Source organism: Phenylobacterium sp., assembly GCF_044358365.1.
Taxonomy (GTDB): Bacteria; Pseudomonadota; Alphaproteobacteria; order Caulobacterales; family Caulobacteraceae; genus Phenylobacterium.
In genome coordinates this window covers 18,300-33,017 of record NZ_JBIKNZ010000020.1, presented here as the reverse complement: position 1 = coordinate 33,017, position 14,718 = coordinate 18,300, and the positions used below count along the sequence as shown (strand labels likewise).

Annotated in this window: 13 protein-coding genes and 1 pseudogene; 6 read left to right on the top strand and 8 right to left on the bottom strand. The window is 62.5% G+C overall.

The features are described 5' to 3' along the window. Positions 1 to 111: 111 nt before the first annotated feature. The 5 genes and pseudogenes from ACIQ3B_RS07855 to ACIQ3B_RS07835 all read right to left on the bottom strand — a co-directional run bounded on the left by ACIQ3B_RS07855 (position 112) and on the right by ACIQ3B_RS07835 (position 4,761). Positions 112 to 528 carry a BLUF domain-containing protein gene (locus ACIQ3B_RS07855; RefSeq protein ID WP_397401312.1) on the bottom strand — a complete coding sequence of 139 codons (417 nt, stop codon included), beginning with the start codon at positions 526 to 528 and terminating at the stop codon, positions 112 to 114. A 213-nt stretch (positions 529 to 741) separates the two neighbouring features. Next, complete coding sequence (locus ACIQ3B_RS07850) at positions 742 to 1,353, bottom strand: TetR/AcrR family transcriptional regulator (RefSeq protein ID WP_397401310.1); 612 nt, start codon at positions 1,351 to 1,353, stop codon at positions 742 to 744. Between the two features lie 288 nt (positions 1,354 to 1,641). Beyond that, positions 1,642 to 2,229, bottom strand: a pseudogene (locus tag ACIQ3B_RS07845) (integrase core domain-containing protein). Positions 2,230 to 2,293: 64 nt separating this feature from the next. After that, positions 2,294 to 2,812 carry a response regulator gene (locus tag ACIQ3B_RS07840; RefSeq protein WP_397401308.1) on the bottom strand — a complete coding sequence of 173 codons (519 nt, stop codon included), beginning with the start codon at positions 2,810 to 2,812 and terminating at the stop codon, positions 2,294 to 2,296. A 320-nt stretch (positions 2,813 to 3,132) separates the two neighbouring features. Further along, positions 3,133 to 4,761: an ABC-F family ATP-binding cassette domain-containing protein gene (locus tag ACIQ3B_RS07835; protein ID WP_397401306.1), complete on the bottom strand. Its 1,629-nt coding sequence runs from the start codon at positions 4,759 to 4,761 to the stop codon at positions 3,133 to 3,135. 403 nt (positions 4,762 to 5,164) lie between these two features. Here ACIQ3B_RS07835 and ACIQ3B_RS07830 point away from each other — a divergent pair, with 403 nt between their 5' ends. From ACIQ3B_RS07830 to ACIQ3B_RS07815, 4 genes are all read left to right on the top strand, one after another. Beyond that, positions 5,165 to 5,731, top strand: a complete 567-nt coding sequence (locus ACIQ3B_RS07830) for an ATP-binding protein (protein WP_397401304.1) — start codon at positions 5,165 to 5,167, stop codon at positions 5,729 to 5,731. Positions 5,732 to 5,759: 28 nt separating this feature from the next. Continuing rightward, positions 5,760 to 7,250, top strand: a complete 1,491-nt coding sequence (locus ACIQ3B_RS07825) for a flavin-containing monooxygenase (protein WP_397401302.1) — start codon at positions 5,760 to 5,762, stop codon at positions 7,248 to 7,250. A 215-nt stretch (positions 7,251 to 7,465) separates the two neighbouring features. Beyond that, entirely contained in the window at positions 7,466 to 9,748 is a 2,283-nt protein-coding gene (locus tag ACIQ3B_RS07820; RefSeq protein WP_397401300.1) for a TonB-dependent receptor, read from the top strand. Positions 9,749 to 9,790: 42 nt separating this feature from the next. Further along, positions 9,791 to 10,849, top strand: coding sequence for a tyrosine-protein phosphatase (locus tag ACIQ3B_RS07815; RefSeq protein ID WP_397401298.1), 1,059 nt, complete (start codon positions 9,791 to 9,793; stop codon positions 10,847 to 10,849). Here ACIQ3B_RS07815 and ACIQ3B_RS07810 read toward each other — a convergent pair. The 3 genes from ACIQ3B_RS07810 to phnF are packed head-to-tail and all read right to left on the bottom strand — an operon-like array spanning position 10,843 to position 13,474. Continuing rightward, entirely contained in the window at positions 10,843 to 11,592 is a 750-nt protein-coding gene (locus ACIQ3B_RS07810) for an endonuclease/exonuclease/phosphatase family protein (protein ID WP_397401296.1), read from the bottom strand. The genes ACIQ3B_RS07815 and ACIQ3B_RS07810 overlap by 7 nt on opposite strands. A 14-nt stretch (positions 11,593 to 11,606) precedes the next feature. Then, a complete protein-coding gene (locus ACIQ3B_RS07805; RefSeq protein WP_397401294.1) occupies positions 11,607 to 12,740 on the bottom strand; it encodes an alpha-D-ribose 1-methylphosphonate 5-triphosphate diphosphatase in 1,134 nt (377 codons plus the stop codon). Between the two features lie 26 nt (positions 12,741 to 12,766). Beyond that, positions 12,767 to 13,474, bottom strand: coding sequence for a phosphonate metabolism transcriptional regulator PhnF (phnF, locus tag ACIQ3B_RS07800; RefSeq protein ID WP_397401292.1), 708 nt, complete (start codon positions 13,472 to 13,474; stop codon positions 12,767 to 12,769). 167 nt (positions 13,475 to 13,641) lie between these two features. Here phnF and phnG point away from each other — a divergent pair, with 167 nt between their 5' ends. Both phnG and phnH read left to right on the top strand, forming a co-directional pair. Next, positions 13,642 to 14,112 carry a phosphonate C-P lyase system protein PhnG gene (gene phnG, locus ACIQ3B_RS07795; protein WP_397401290.1) on the top strand — a complete coding sequence of 157 codons (471 nt, stop codon included), beginning with the start codon at positions 13,642 to 13,644 and terminating at the stop codon, positions 14,110 to 14,112. Continuing rightward, positions 14,112 to 14,714, top strand: a complete 603-nt coding sequence (phnH, locus tag ACIQ3B_RS07790; RefSeq protein ID WP_397401288.1) for a phosphonate C-P lyase system protein PhnH — start codon at positions 14,112 to 14,114, stop codon at positions 14,712 to 14,714. Before phnG ends, phnH begins: the two co-directional genes overlap by 1 nt. Positions 14,715 to 14,718 lie beyond the last annotated feature (4 nt).

Genomic DNA, 14,718 nt, shown 5'->3' with positions numbered 1-14,718 from the left:
CAGGTCTTCCGAGCCGCAGAACCGCCGGGGCTACGCGCAGGGTTCGCGCGGCGCCGGGGCAGGCGCCCAAATCCAATCAGCCTCGTCCTGTTCGGTCGGCCAGCAGGAGAATCAAGCTCGCGAAGATGACGCTCGGGTTGCGAATTGGCCCGTTACCTTCTGGACGCCAACTATCGTCTCCAAAAGGCTCAGAAGCAGCTTCACGGAGCATTTTGAAGGGTCAAAATCAGGCTTGAGATCCAGCTTCCCGACAATTTTTACGTCAGCTTTCGACAGTTCCGCAGCACACATGCTCCAGTCGCCGGACTCGCGGGCTCTGACAGGCCCCTCACCCATCACCTCGACGTCAATGTGCCGCGGATCGAGGCAAATTTCCTTGAAGAGTTCATAAAGTTGATACTCGGCCCCCTCCAGCACCCGGAGGAACCAGCCACCATGCGCCACCAGGTCGCCGCTGATGTCGAGCTTGGCATTGTTTGGAACCGAAGTCGCGAGAATGGCCTCGATCTCTGCCGGTAAACTGCTCAATATCGCAGGCTACGCGCGACTCACATAGATCAATAGATACAACCCTGATCTATCCGAGCCAATTATCGAAAGCTGCGAGCGTTGACCATTTGGCATCGAAACAATCCCGATTATACTCAACAATTATTCAGTATTCGGATGTATCGAACGATTATTCTTAGTATATTTTCCTTTTTCCAATTTTCACGAGCAATTTGAAAAGTATAAAATGAACTATTTCGCTGTATATATTGATTTTTTTTCAATATAATCAGCAAGAATAATTGGCAGAAAATCCTCGACCAGCTTCTTCGCGTCTGGATCGGTTTGTTCAATTCCTGATGTCGCCAGGCCGGACGATGCTGCCACAAGGATCCCCCTGATCGCCAGAAGTTCATTTTTGGTCAGCTTGGTAGCTTCGAAGAAAGACAGAAAACGAGCGTTGGCGCGTTCCTCGAATTCTCGAATCTTGGAGAGAATAGCCCGCCTCAACTCGGGGTCTCCACGACAAGCCATCCGCAGTTCGATGATCGCCATATGCGAGGGTGAGCCGGTCACTTTGAACGGACTCTTGAAGCGTTGGATCAGATGTTCACGTACGTCCGTGATGGTTTCGAGCTGGCCGGAATGCGCCTCCTGAAATTCCTGTATGTGATCCACGACCGCCTCGAACAGAACCAGCGGCGTTGGGAAATAGTACTGGCGGGGGCCCGCGCTCACATCGGCCAACTCGGCCACCCTGGCCATGGTTGTCGCCGCATATCCTTCGCGCGCCAGTAAATCTATGGCCGCCACGATCAAGCGGGTGCGGGTTACAGTTGATCGCAGTTGCTTTGTAGTTCGCATTCCGCCACCCTCTCCTACAGGAGCCTCGGGACTCATCAAGGCGCACCAGTTTGCATGGAAAACGCCCACCAAGAACTGGGCAACTGGTGCGAATAAATCATTCGAAGCTCTTTATTCAAAAAATTGGTTTACAATAAATTGACTTTGCAAGCGGCGGCGACCTCTCACTACGCAATGAAAGACCTCGTCGCCAGAGCGGCCAACGGGGCCGATACCGGTCCCGGATGTCTGGGCCCGCGTCCATACCCGGGCGTCAGAATATATGCATCCGCTTGAAGCTGTCATGCACTAGGTGTTTGGCCCCGGGCTTTGATGGATTGGGTTGAACCTGAATCGTTCGGGCTCTTTTGTCCATATTTTGCAGATGAACTTCTAGGGAGTGACGCTCTTCAGGGTCTTCAGGCGCCGACCATAGTTGTAGGCGTCGATGAACACGGTGAGGTGAGCCTCGAGCTACTTGTTGCTGTTGTCGTGGTAGAGCTTGACGGTGACCTCCTTGATGGTCCGGTTCATCCGTTCGACTTGGCCGTTGGTTCAGGGATGCTTCACTTTCGTAAGCCGGTGCTCGATGCCGTTCTCACGACAGCGCATGTCGAACATATGCGTTATGTAGCGCGCGGTCGGGCCGTCGGCGTAGCGCAGCCGTAAGGTGAACTGGATGGCGTTGTCCGTCAGGACGGTATGTATCTTGTAGGAGATCGCCTCGATCACGCTTTCCAGGAACGCGGACGCCAAAGTCCGGCCTTTCCACTTCGCAACCGTCTTCTGGTTGATCCCGTGCCGCCCGGCCAGCACCCTCAGGCTCTCTTGACTATGCTGTATCGCTCGACGGACTGCCGCAGTCGTGCGGGCGCTTCCGTGGAGTATCTGGCCCATAGTGCTTACTTCCATTCGACGGAAAAAATTGCACAATCAAAGCCCGGGACCAAACATCTAGAGGTTAACGGTCGAGCTGCGATCTGGACCTGATCAGCAGACGGGCAATTCTCAGGGCGAATTGCTTGGCGCTGAATGGTTTTGCCAGATAGTCACGGGCGCCTTTTGCGATTGATCGCTGCACATCATCCCTTTCGTTAAGGGCCGTCAGCATCAGCGTGCGGACGTCTTGCCCCACGCTCAATTCGCGCATCCGGTCCAGTACGCCGAAGCCGTCCAGAAATGGCATGTTCACATCCAGCACCATCACATCCGGCTGAAACGCCTGGAGTTGGTCGAGCGCCTCAAGACCATCCGCCGCCTCGCAGGTGACACAGCCCATCTGCTCCAGGTTTCGGACCAGGATCTCCCTGATGTCCGGGTCATCGTCTACGATCAGAACCCTGTGTCCCGGTTGGGTCTCAATTTCCAAAGCTTGCCACCTCTTCGACGGACCGAGCCGCACCAGAGGGGGCCGCGCATATAACGTCAAGAAGCGAAGTAGCCTGAGCGGGCTTTTTCGCAAATCCGTCAAAATCAGCAAACGCCTGGAGGTCTCCCCCGCCTTCCCCCACCGTGAACGCAATCACCGGGGTATCTGCATTCGGCCCACGCCCATTGCGTATTCCTCGCAGCGCTCGCTCCCGAACCTCCGCCGGATACCTCCTCGATTGTCTTCCCATAATGGCTCTTCCTTCTCACAGTTCAGAGCCTCCGGGAAACTCGGGGCGGTTCACTCCCGCCAAGGCGACTCTCCCGGAGCCTCCTTATCGGGCCCGTCGCTCAGCCGCCTTGGCCTGGCAGAGTTATCTGGAGCCCCCCCTTCGACTGACACTACCCCCGCCAGTATCTGGAAGGCGACCGCTACCCGCCCGGGTGCAGCCCTGGCGCTTCCTGGCCTGTCCGGGCGACATACTCCGAGTAGCCGCCGCCGTACTGGTGGACACCCTCGGGCGTCAGCTCCAGCACGCGGTTCGACAGGGCCGCCAGGAAGTGACGGTCGTGCGAAACAAACAGCATAGTGCCCTCGAAGTCCGCCAGGGCGGCGACCAGCATCTCCTTCGTCACCATGTCGAGGTGGTTGGTGGGCTCATCGAGGACCAGAAGGTTCGGCGGATCGAACAGCATCTTGGCCATCACCAGACGCGCCTTCTCGCCGCCGGACAGAACGCGGCAGGGCTTTTCAACGTCATCACCGGAGAAGCCGAAGCATCCCGCCAGGGTGCGTAGCGCACCCTGGCCCGCCTGCGGGAACGAACTGTCCAGGGACTCGAAGATCGTCTCCTCGCCGTCCAGCAGATCCATGGAGTGCTGGGCGAAGTAGCCCATCCTGACACTGGCGCCGATGCCGACCGTGCCCTGGTCGGGCGCGGTGGCGCCGGCTACGAGCTTCAGCAGCGTCGACTTGCCGGCGCCGTTGGCGCCAAGGACGCACCAGCGTTCCCTGCGCCGCACCAGTAAATCCAGGCCTTCATAGATCGTCTGGTCGCCATAGCCCTTGTGGACATTGCGCAGATTGATCACGTCGTCGCCCGACCGCGGCGGGCTCCGGAACTCGAACTGGACCGACTGGCGGCGGCGCGGCGCCTCGACGCGTTCGATCTTGTCCAGCTTCTTGACCCGGCTCTGGACCTGGGCGGCGTGGCTGGCGCGCGCCTTGAACTTCTCGATGAACTTGATTTCCTTGGCCAGCATCGCCTGCTGGCGCTCGTACTGCGCCTGGCGCTGCTGTTCGCCGAGCGCGCGCTGCTGGTCGTAGAAGTCGAGATCGCCGGAGTAGGTGATGAGGTCGCCGCCGTCGATCTCCACCACCTTGCCGATAATGCGGTTCATGAAGGCGCGGTCATGCGACGTCATCAAAAGCGCGCCGTCGTAATTCTTGAGGAAGGCCTCCAGCCAGATCAGGCTCTCCAGGTCCAGGTGGTTGCTGGGCTCGTCCAGCAACATGCCGTCAGGCCGCATCAGCAGGATGCGGGCCAGCGCCACGCGCATCTTCCAGCCGCCTGACAAGAGGCCAACATCGCCGTCCATGCGCTCCTGGCTGAAACTCAGGCCGGCCAGCACCTCGCGCGCCCGCGCGTCCAGAGCATAGCCGTCCAGCGCCTGGAAACGCTCCATCACCTCACCATAGCGTTCCATGATGGCGTCCAGCTGGTCGGCCTGGTCCGGATCGACCATGGCCGCCTCGAGCCTGGCCATTTCGGTCGCCAGCGCGCTGACGGGCCCGACGCCATCCATCACCGCGGCGACCGCGCTCTGGCCCGACATCTCGCCGACGTCCTGGCTGAAGTAGCCGATCGTCATTCCCGGATCGATCACGACCAGTCCGTCATCGGGCTGCTCCTGTCCGGTGATCATGCGGAAGAGCGTCGTCTTGCCGGCGCCGTTCGGGCCGACCAGCCCGACCTTTTCGCCCTTCTGGACACCCATCGAGGCTTCGATGAACAGGATCTGGTGGCCGTTCTGCTTGGAGATGTTGTCGAGGCGGATCATGGGGCGGTCTGCTAGCCCGGGGATGATAAGAACGCCAGCCTCGGTCCATGGCCTGTGGGCTCCCGAACGTTGCGGATGGATCACAACCCGCTTTTCCAGAGGGTCTCTACACTCATCAACGGCGTTTTGGCGGACCTCTGAAAAGAGGCACTGGACCGGGTAAAGCCCCGAGCTGGACTGTTGGCGCCCATTGCGGTCGACGATCGCTGATCGGGCGATCTCGCCGCCGCCGCGACCGATCGGGCGCCTGGCCTTCATCCGGAGGTGATGTCCAGGCCTTAGGCCCTGGCCCGGCTACTGGTTCTGACCCTTGGCTTTGCGACTTATCAAGGCGCGCACCTGATGGATACGTCCGACTGGCTTCTCAATCTGCCGCCGCTGTTTCGGCAATCAGGAGCTGGATGTGAAAGTCTCGACCTCCGACCTCGCGGGCCCATCTGCATCGAACGACCCGGTGATCCTGGCCATCGCTTCGGTGGCGCGCGAGGCGGCACAGTGGCGCGGCCTTAACGCCGGGGACCTGGACCGCAGGGTCGCGGATCGGCTGGATGCTCAGGGCGTGGCGGGCGTCGAGGCCGGCGCTGTAACTTTCCTGGCGGCTCTCCTCGCCCCGGCGGCGGCCCCAGACACCGAGGTGGGTGGCGATTCCACCATCCGCCTTTCGGCCGATGAGCTGGCGCTTGTAGGCACTGTGGCCCTAGAGGCGGTGGAGAACGCGCGCCGTTACGCCAGCCCGCCGGGGCGCGCCTTGAAGATCTGGGTCAAGATAGAGCGCAGCGAGGCGCGGGTGCGCCTGAGCGTTCGCGATAACGGCATGGGGATGATCGACCTGTCCCCTGACCCCATGCGCGGACGCGGTCTGATCGCCGCCGTCGCCGAGCGATTGAACGGCTTCGCACGCCTGGGCGCCGCCCACTTCGGTGGCGCGATGGTGGTGTTGACCTTCACACCGGGCGCCAAAGAAGCTTAGTCATGCGGCTTGAAGAGGAGCGGACAAGATGGACAGAGCGGTTCCCGGCGCGACGCCTGCGCTCGAACACTTCGACGTCCTGATCGTGGGCGCGGGCATCTCCGGGATCGGCGCCGCCTATCACCTGCGCGACCAGTGTCCGGACAAGTCCTATGTCGTTCTGGATGCGCTGGACGGGTGTGGCGGCACCTGGCGCACTCATCGCTATCCGGGCATCCGCTCTGACAGCGACCTCTACACCTTCGGCTATCGCTTCAAGCCCTGGATCGGGCCGCCCATCGCCGCTGCCTCCGCAATCCTGGACTACATGGAAGAGGTGATCGACGAGAACGATCTGGCGCGCCACATCCGCTACGGCCACCGCATCGTCGAGGCCGCCTGGGACACGGCTGCGGCCCTATGGACGGTCCGCGCGCGCCGCAACGACGGCGTCGAGGCGACCTTCGCCTGCAACTTCCTCTGGATGGGCCAGGGCTACTACCGCCACGACCAAGGCTATACGCCCGAATGGCCGGGCATGGCCGGGTTCAAGGGCCGCATCGTCCACCCCCAGAGCTGGCCCGACGATCTGGACTACCACGGCAAGCGCGTCCTGCTGATTGGCTCAGGGGCCACGGCCGCAACCCTGCTCCCAGCCATCGCCGACGACTGCGCGCATGTGACCCTGTTGCAGCGCTCGCCGACCTATTTCATTCCCGGCCGCAACGCCAACGAGCTGGCCGATCAACTCAACGCCCTTGATGTCGATCCCGCCTGGACCCACGAGATCGTGCGGCGAAAGCTGCTTCAGGATCAGGCTGCGTTCACCCTGCGGTCGCGGGAAGAGCCCGACACGGTCAAGGCCGAACTGCTGGCGGGAGTCAGCGCCTTCGTCGGCCCCGAGCTCACCGAACGCCACTTCACCCCGCGCTATCGCCCCTGGCGACAGCGCATCGCCTTCGTTCCCGACGGCGACCTGTTCCGCTCCGTAATGTCGGGCAAGGCCAGCGTCGCCGACGGCGAGATCGAGACCTTCACCGCTACCGGCGTGCGCCTGAAGTCCGGCGAGACGCTCGAGGCCGACATCATCGTCACCGCCACCGGTTTCGATCTGAGCGTTCTGGGCGACATTCCGATCATGGTAGACGGCCGGGCGGTCGATCTGGCGGACTCGGTCACCTATCGCGGCATGATGTTCACCGGCGTGCCCAATCTGATCTGGGTGTTCGGCTATTTCCGGGCGAGCTGGACGCTCAGGGTCGATCTGGTCTCGGACTTCGTCTGCCGCCTGCTCAAACACATGGATGACCGCAGCGTGCGCAAGGTCGAGGTGGCCCTGCGCCCCGAGGATCAGGACATGCCGCGTCTGCCCTGGGTGGATCCCGACGACTTCAACCCCGGCTATCTGATGCGCGGCATGTCGCGCATGCCAAAGGCTGGCGACAAGCCGGAATGGCGCCATACCCAGGACTACTGGGCCGAGCGCACGGCCCTGCCGAAGATCGATCTCGACGGCCCGGAATTCCTCTACGGTTCGTAGCAAGCCCGCGGTCACCATTGAGCCGGAATGCATGTCGCTGCGGCGCCGAACGGACGTCGTGTTGTCGTTCGACTATCATTCCTGACCCGCGTCACAGCGCCCATCGGGCTAAGATTTCGACAAGTTGCAACGCCATCATCAATGGTTCGCGCCACCGTGGCGCAAGCGTCTCCATGAGCTTCTAGACGCCCCTCCTGAACCTTGGGGGCTTCAACATGAATTCAAGATCTGGTTTCCGCCGCGCCACGCTGAACAGCGCAGCACTTTCCGTCCTGATGCTCGCCGCCGCCGGCGCATCGCAGGCCTGGGCGGCTCCGGCGGACGATGCCGATGCCGACACCGCAACCGGACTGACCGAAGTGGTCGTCACCGCCCAGAAGCGCGAGACCAATCTCCAGCGGACACCCATCGCGATTACGGTGAACAGCAGCGAGGACCTCGAGAACCGGCGGGTCAAGAGCCTGGCGGACCTTGGCGATGGCTCCATCCCGTCTTTGCGCATCGCCCCGTTCTTCACCCGCAACTCCGCCTTCACCATCGGTATTCGGGGTATCTTTCCCTCCTCCGACGCCAATCAGCCCGCGCGGGACACCGCTACGGGCGTCTATATTGATGGCGTCTATCTGGGACGCCCGCAGGGGCTTGGCGCCGCGCTCTTCGACATTGAACGGATCGAGGTGCTGAAAGGTCCGCAGGGTACCCTGTTCGGGCGCAACTCCACCGGCGGCGCGCTGAACATCGTCACAAAGAAGCCCTCAGGCGAGTTCCAGCTGCGCCAGACCATCGGGGCCAGGAACTTTGAAGGCTATTCGACCGAAACGCACCTCGACCTGCCGGAAGTCGCCAACGTCAGCGTGAAGCTCGACTTCCTGGCGACGAAGCGCGACGGCACCGTCGACAACCCTGCCAATGGCGAACTCGACTACAACAGCTATGATCGCCGGGGCTTTCACGCCCGCGCTCTGTGGGCGCCGTCAGACACATTCACGGCGGACTACCAGTTCGACGTCTCCTATGACGGCAACACGCCCTACTATGTGCAACTCGTAAACATCGGCGAGGGCGGCGCGCGACTTGCGCCCCTGGCCCTGGTCCAGTCCGACCGCGCCAAGGTCTCGGACGTCGGCGTCCCACTGCAGGTCAGCGAGGGCAACATCTGGGGCCATAGCCTGGCCCTGACCTGGGAGCCCTGGGCCGACGCCGAGATCAAGTCGATCACGTCCTACCGCAAGCTGAAGCAGACCCAGTTCGACAACGGCACAGCCCACGCGGTGCCGTTCGCGCCCAATGGCCAGTTTGCGCGCTACAGCCTTGCCGCTTCCTACCAGCACCAGTTCAGCCAGGAAGTGCAGCTCGCCGGCAAGCTTCCGCAACTGGTCTACGTCGTCGGCGCGTACTTCTTCCGCGAGACCGGGGGCGACAACGCCTGGGCGCCCAACACGCTTCAGTGGAACGCTACCGGCTCCGGGTTCACCCGCTTGCCAAACTTTGACGCCGGCGCCGCGACCCGGTTCCCGGACCGCGAGAGCTATGCAGTGGCTGAGTCTCTGGCGTTCTTCGGGCAAACCACCTGGACCCCGCCTGTTCTGGATGACCGGCTGCACCTGACCGTCGGCGCCCGCTACACCATGGACGACAAGAACGGCACCCTGCTCAAGGTGAACGGCGCGCCGGACGGCTCGACTTTCGACTTCTCGTCCAACCGGTTGGATCCGGCGGTCTCCATAGCGTTCGACGCAACCGAGACCATCCACCTCTATGGAAAGTGGGGCACCGCCTATCGGGCGGGCGGCGCCAATTCCCGGTCCCTGACCTTCCGGTCATTTGGCCCTGAGGAAGTGGAACAGTTCGAACTCGGCGTGAAGTCAGAGTTCTGGGATCGCCGCGCGCGCTTAAACCTGGCGGCCTATCGGACGAACTACACGGACATTCAGGTCGACTTCAATCGCAACGCCATCATCGCCAGCGGCACACGGACCGTCAACGAGACGGTCAATGCGCCAGGTACCGCCAAGATCCAGGGTTATGAAGCAGACCTGACCGTCAATCCAATCGCTGGCCTGACCTTGACGGCCAGCTATGCCTATACCAAGGCCGAACTTCCAGCGACTGTGAACCCGTTCAACAACGTGGTGACACCGCTCAACATCGTCTACACGCCGCGCAATTCATACAGCTTCTCGGGGAACTACGTTATCCCGATGGATAACTTCGAGATCCTGGCGCACGTCGATGCCAATATTTCCGATGGATACAACTCTGGAAACTCAGTCGTTACATCACCGCAGACAGATGACTCATTCATCGTAAATGCCCGTTTGGCGATCACGAACCTTCAGATCAGCAACGGTCCCACGCTCGAGTTTTCGCTCTGGTCGCGAAATATTCTCAATGAATCTCACCTGTTCTTTAAGAGCTTCAACACTGCCACGCGATGGACGTCGGGCATCTACAACGAGCCCAGAACCTACGGTCTGGATCTGACCATCCGCTACTGACCTTACGTTGCAACGCTCATGGCTCTTTCGAGGATATTGAAGATGCGCAGGATCGCAGGAATAGCCGTTTTCACCGCCCTGCTCGCGACCAGCCCGGTCGCGCTTGCGGAGGCGATCACGGCGTCGCACGTCGAGCGGACCTCACCGGGCAAGGTGGTTATCGCCTGGACCGGCAAAGACCCGGTTGATGTCTATGTTTCGGATCGCCCGGACGCTTCGCTCGCTCAGGCCACCAAGGTGTCTGCGGCAGATCGCGATGGCCGCCACGAGGCGGATGTGGCGGCTGGCGGACGCCCCTATTTCACCCTGCGCAACACGCTGAGCGGCGAAACGGTTCACGTCGCAGAACGTCTGGTGCCACTGGAGCAGGGCTCAAACTTCCGGGATGTCGGTGGCTATCAGGCTGCGGGCGGCAAGCATGTGCGTTGGGGCAAGATCTATCGGTCCGGCGGCACCCCGATGCTGACCAATGCCGATATCCGCCGCGTACAGGGTCTGGTCAGCGAGATGGTCGATCTGAGGTCAACGGAGGAGCGGTCGCTGGCGCCGACGCGCGTCGAGGGCGTGAACTACTCGGCCGTCGGCTATTCGATGACGAGGATATCTTCCCTGACCCCGACGACCACGTCGACAATGGGCAGTTCGTACCGCAACTTCCCGGCGATGCTGGCGCCGCACCTGAAGATCGTTTTCGCCAGGCTGCTCGCGAACCAGGGCGCGGTTGTCTACAATTGTTCGGCGGGACAGGATCGTACCGGCTTCGCCACGGCGATGGTGTTGAGCGCGCTGGGCGTATCCCGCGACGAGATCCTCAAGGACTATCACCTGTCGACGACCTATCGGCGGCCAGAGTACGAAATGCCGCGCTTCGACGCTGCGGCCCAGGCCGCCAATCCGGTTGCGGCTTTCTTCGCCAACGACCAGAAAGACCCGGCCGCCGCCGCGCCCAGCCCGCTGTTCGACACCAACCGTCGCGCCTTCCTCGAGGTGGCGCTTGATGAGGTCGAGACGAAGTGGGGCTCCGTCGACAAATATCTGGCCAGGGAAGTCGGCATCGGCCCGGTTGAGCTGGCCCGGTTGCGCGCGATCTACCTTCAGTAGGACCCCGCGTCGCCGGCGAGAAGATCCAGTACAACGGCGGCGTGGTCGCTGGGGAACCAGCCGTCCTGATCAGGCTGGTCCAGCGCGCGGCCTGTTCCGGTGGAGCGCCAGCCGCCTTGCTGCAGCAGAACGCAATGGTCGATCGCCAGCCCTGACGACGGCGACGTACCCGCTCGAGGGCCGTGAAGGGTCGCAGGCGTGGCGGGAAGTTCGAGCGCCGCAAGCGCACTGTCCGCCGCAGTGGCGTTCAGGTCACCCGCCAGCACAAGTCCGCCTTCATGGTCAGCCGTGGCCCATATCAGCGCGGCTGTGAGCTGGGCGGCGCGGACGCCCTCGGCCTTGGCCCCGCCCAGATGCGTGAGATGCAGGTTCAGAATCCGCAGGGGATGACCCGACGCGACCAGATCGACCCGCTGGGCGATGCGCTGCCCATCCCTGGGGTCGCTGACCAGTGCGCACAGGTTGGCTCGCGCCGAAGGGTCGCGGGTCAGGATGGCCAGGCCAGACGTACTCATCACGCGAAGCGGGCCGTGCCGGCGCAGCTTTCGCCGGGACGGGGCCTTGTGCGGGAACATCCCCAGGACCGACGCCAACCTATCCACCGTACTCACGCCGCCCCCGGCAAAGCATTCCTGAAGGCAGACGACGTCAGCGCGCAAAGCGTCAAGCCCTTCGGCCATTTGGACCAGGCGGCGGGGATATTCGCCTTCATTCTTCCAGGTGTTGAGGGTGACGATACGCAAGGGCCGGGCCCCCGTCAGGCGCGACGAAGGCCCTCGACCCAGACCTCCTGAACCACCGGAAGGTCGCCGCGTGTTCGCACCCGCAACAGGTCCGCCCGCCGACCGGCTGCGATCACGCCACGATCTGAAAGCCGGGCCGCGCGGGCCGGGCCAGAAGTGACCGTGGCCACTGCGCGCGGCAGGCTCCAGTCGAACTCAGGGCGGGTCAGGGCGAAGGCGCACTCGATCAGACTGCGCGGAACGTAGTCGGAGGCGAAGGCGTCCAGCAGGCCTTCGCGCGCCAGTTCCGAGGCTGGCACGTTCCCGGAGTAGGACCCCCCGCGAATGAGATTTGGGCCACCCATCACAATGACCATCCCGCGCTCGCGCGCCTGTCGCGCCGCCTCCAGCGTAACCGGGAACTCCGCGACCGTGGCGCCAAGATCGGCCGCAGCATCAATGTGGGCGACGTCCTCATCGTCATGGCTGGCCAATGGCGCGCCGTAGGCGGCTGCGACCTCGGATACCAGCCGGCGATGGCGATCGGCGTTGCGCGCCTGCCGGTCACGGATCTCGGCCATGCGTTGATCAACCGCGCTTTCAGTCATGCCGTCGGCACGCCAAGCGGCCAGATATTTCTCGAGGTTCCGGTACTGTCGCTGACCGGGTGTGTGATCCATGAGCGAGAACAGCGCCGTCATCGGATGCTTCGCAAAGCCCTCGAGCTCTTGAGGCAGGTCGTCGGCCGGCGTTTCACACCGCCAGTGGACCTTGTGGTCCCCCTTCAACAGACCGCTCGCCTCGGCTTGCGCCAACCCGTCAGCCAGGCGGGTGAGATTGCCGTGATTGCGCGAGGCCGCGGAGTTGAATGACCCGATGCTGAGGCTGTCGAAAACGGTCGTCACACCTACCGAGAGACAGCAGCCATCGTGGGTGACGGCGGCGGAAACAGGATCCCAGCCGATATTGGGGCGGGGGAAGAAGTGCTTTTCAAGATTGTCCGTATGAAGATCGATCACGCCGGGCATGAGGACATCGCCTTCCATGTCCTCGCCCGCGCAACTGAGCCCGGAATCGACGGAGACTACCTTGCCGTCGCGAACCAGCACCGATCCGACAAAACAGTCGTCGCCGGTCACTACCCGCGCATTCCTGAACGCCAACTCCACGACAGATCCTTCGTTCTGATTGCAGATCAGTCCCGCACGGGATCGGGAAACTCGATCTCGACTTCGGTTGTGGAGCGCGAGATTCCGTACTCCAGCGGACGACCAAGACCGTCGATGTTCAGGTAGCAATGAACCAGCAAAGGGACATGCCTCGGCACCTGAAGCCGCGCGGCCTCGTCAACAGTCGGCAGCCGTGCCGATATGGCCGTCCGGCGGCGGGTATAGTCGGGAATGCCCGACGCAATCAGCGTCTGGGTGATTGTGCCGTGGGTCTTGTAGGTCTCGATGAAGGCCGGCAGGCGCGCTTGACTGAAGTGATGCTGACTGAGCCCCGTCGGCTCATCGTCCACGAACCGGCATCGCTCCAGGTAAATGACCGGCTCTCCAACGCGCAGACCCAGCTGAGCTGCGACCTTGGCGTCCGATGGCCGCACCAGAAGCTTGATGATCTCGGTGCGCGGCGTGCGGCCGTCCTGCTGTACCGCCTCGGTAAACCGTGGCCGACGCTGCAGGCGCATCAGCGATGAGGGACGTTTGACGTAGCTTCCACGGCCCTGGGTGGACTCAACGATGCCCTTTTCCTGGAGATCAGACAGGGCGCGCCGCACTGTGTGCCGGTTGACCATGAATTCCCGGGATAGCTCGAACTCCGTCGGCAGCTTGTCGCCTGGCGTGATCTCGCGCGCCTGGATGCGACGCTCCAGAGACCATGAGATTTCCCGCCAAAGAACCATGGGAAAAGCTCTTACCAACAATCTTTAACAGTTCTGCGACGGTCATCTAGACAAGTTTTTCTACTGTCAGATAATGTTCATCAACCCGTTATTGCGACATTTTCTAGGACAACGTAATAATCGAGCTCAATGAATACAACAACATGGTTAGTTGTCGGAGTTCGATGATGACGGTCAGCCACCCCGCCGGGCCCAGCCCTGAACGTCGAGCCTGGCTGTCTGTCCTGGCAAAGGCAGCCCCGAAAGACGTGTTCGCCGCGTGGGAGGCCATCGCCGAACCGCCGGGCTACGGCACGCTCAGGGCCCCGGAAATCGGCATGGTTCTGGTGCGGGGGCGGATGGGCGGTTCAGGTGACGCCTTCAACCTGGGTGAAATGACCGTCACCCGCGCGGCCGTCCGGCTGGACACGGGCGAAACCGGGGTCGGGTATGTGTCGGGGCGAAATCGTCGCCACGCAGAGATCGCCGCTGCGGTGGACGCGATGATGCAGTCGCCCGCCCTGCGGCCCTTGGTGGAAGGCGCCGTCGTCGCCCGACTGGCCGGGGCCCAGCAGTCGCGTCGCGATGCGGCGGCGCGCAAGGCAGCCGCCACCAAGGTCGATTTCTTCACCATGGTCCGCACGCGAGGGCCCGCCTGATGTCTATCGCCTTTGATCTGGCCCGCGTGGCCGCCGGGTTCTCGGACCCGACCCGTGAGAGCCAGCAGGTCTTCCGGAAACTCATGGACGCCATGGCGCGCCCCGGCACGATCTATGATCTGTCCCAGGCGCCTGAGCCGCCTCATGGCATGCACAGGGCAGCGGGCGCTGTCGCGCTCACCCTCTTCGATTTCGAAACCCCAATCTGGCTGGATCCGGGGCTGCACACCGAAGCCGTCGAAGGCTGGCTGCAGTTCCACTGTGGCGCGCCCCGCGTGGCTGAGCCCCGGCAAGCCGCGTTTGCTCTGGTGGCGGATCTACACGCCGCGCCCCTCCTGGCGGACTTCAATGCCGGCGACGCCAAGTATCCTGACCGGTCAACCACGCTGGTGATCCAGCTGCCCTCGCTCGAAGGCGGACAGCGCGTCACCCTGACCGGCCCCGGGATCAAGTCGGAAGCCACCCTGGCTCTTGATGGTCTGCGCCCGGGTTTCTGGGGCGAGGTTCAGGAGAACCACGCCCGGTTCCAGTTCGGCGTCGATCTGATTTTCGTCGCCGGGGATCGCCTGACGGCCCTTCCCCGTTCCACCCGCATCGTCTGAGGAG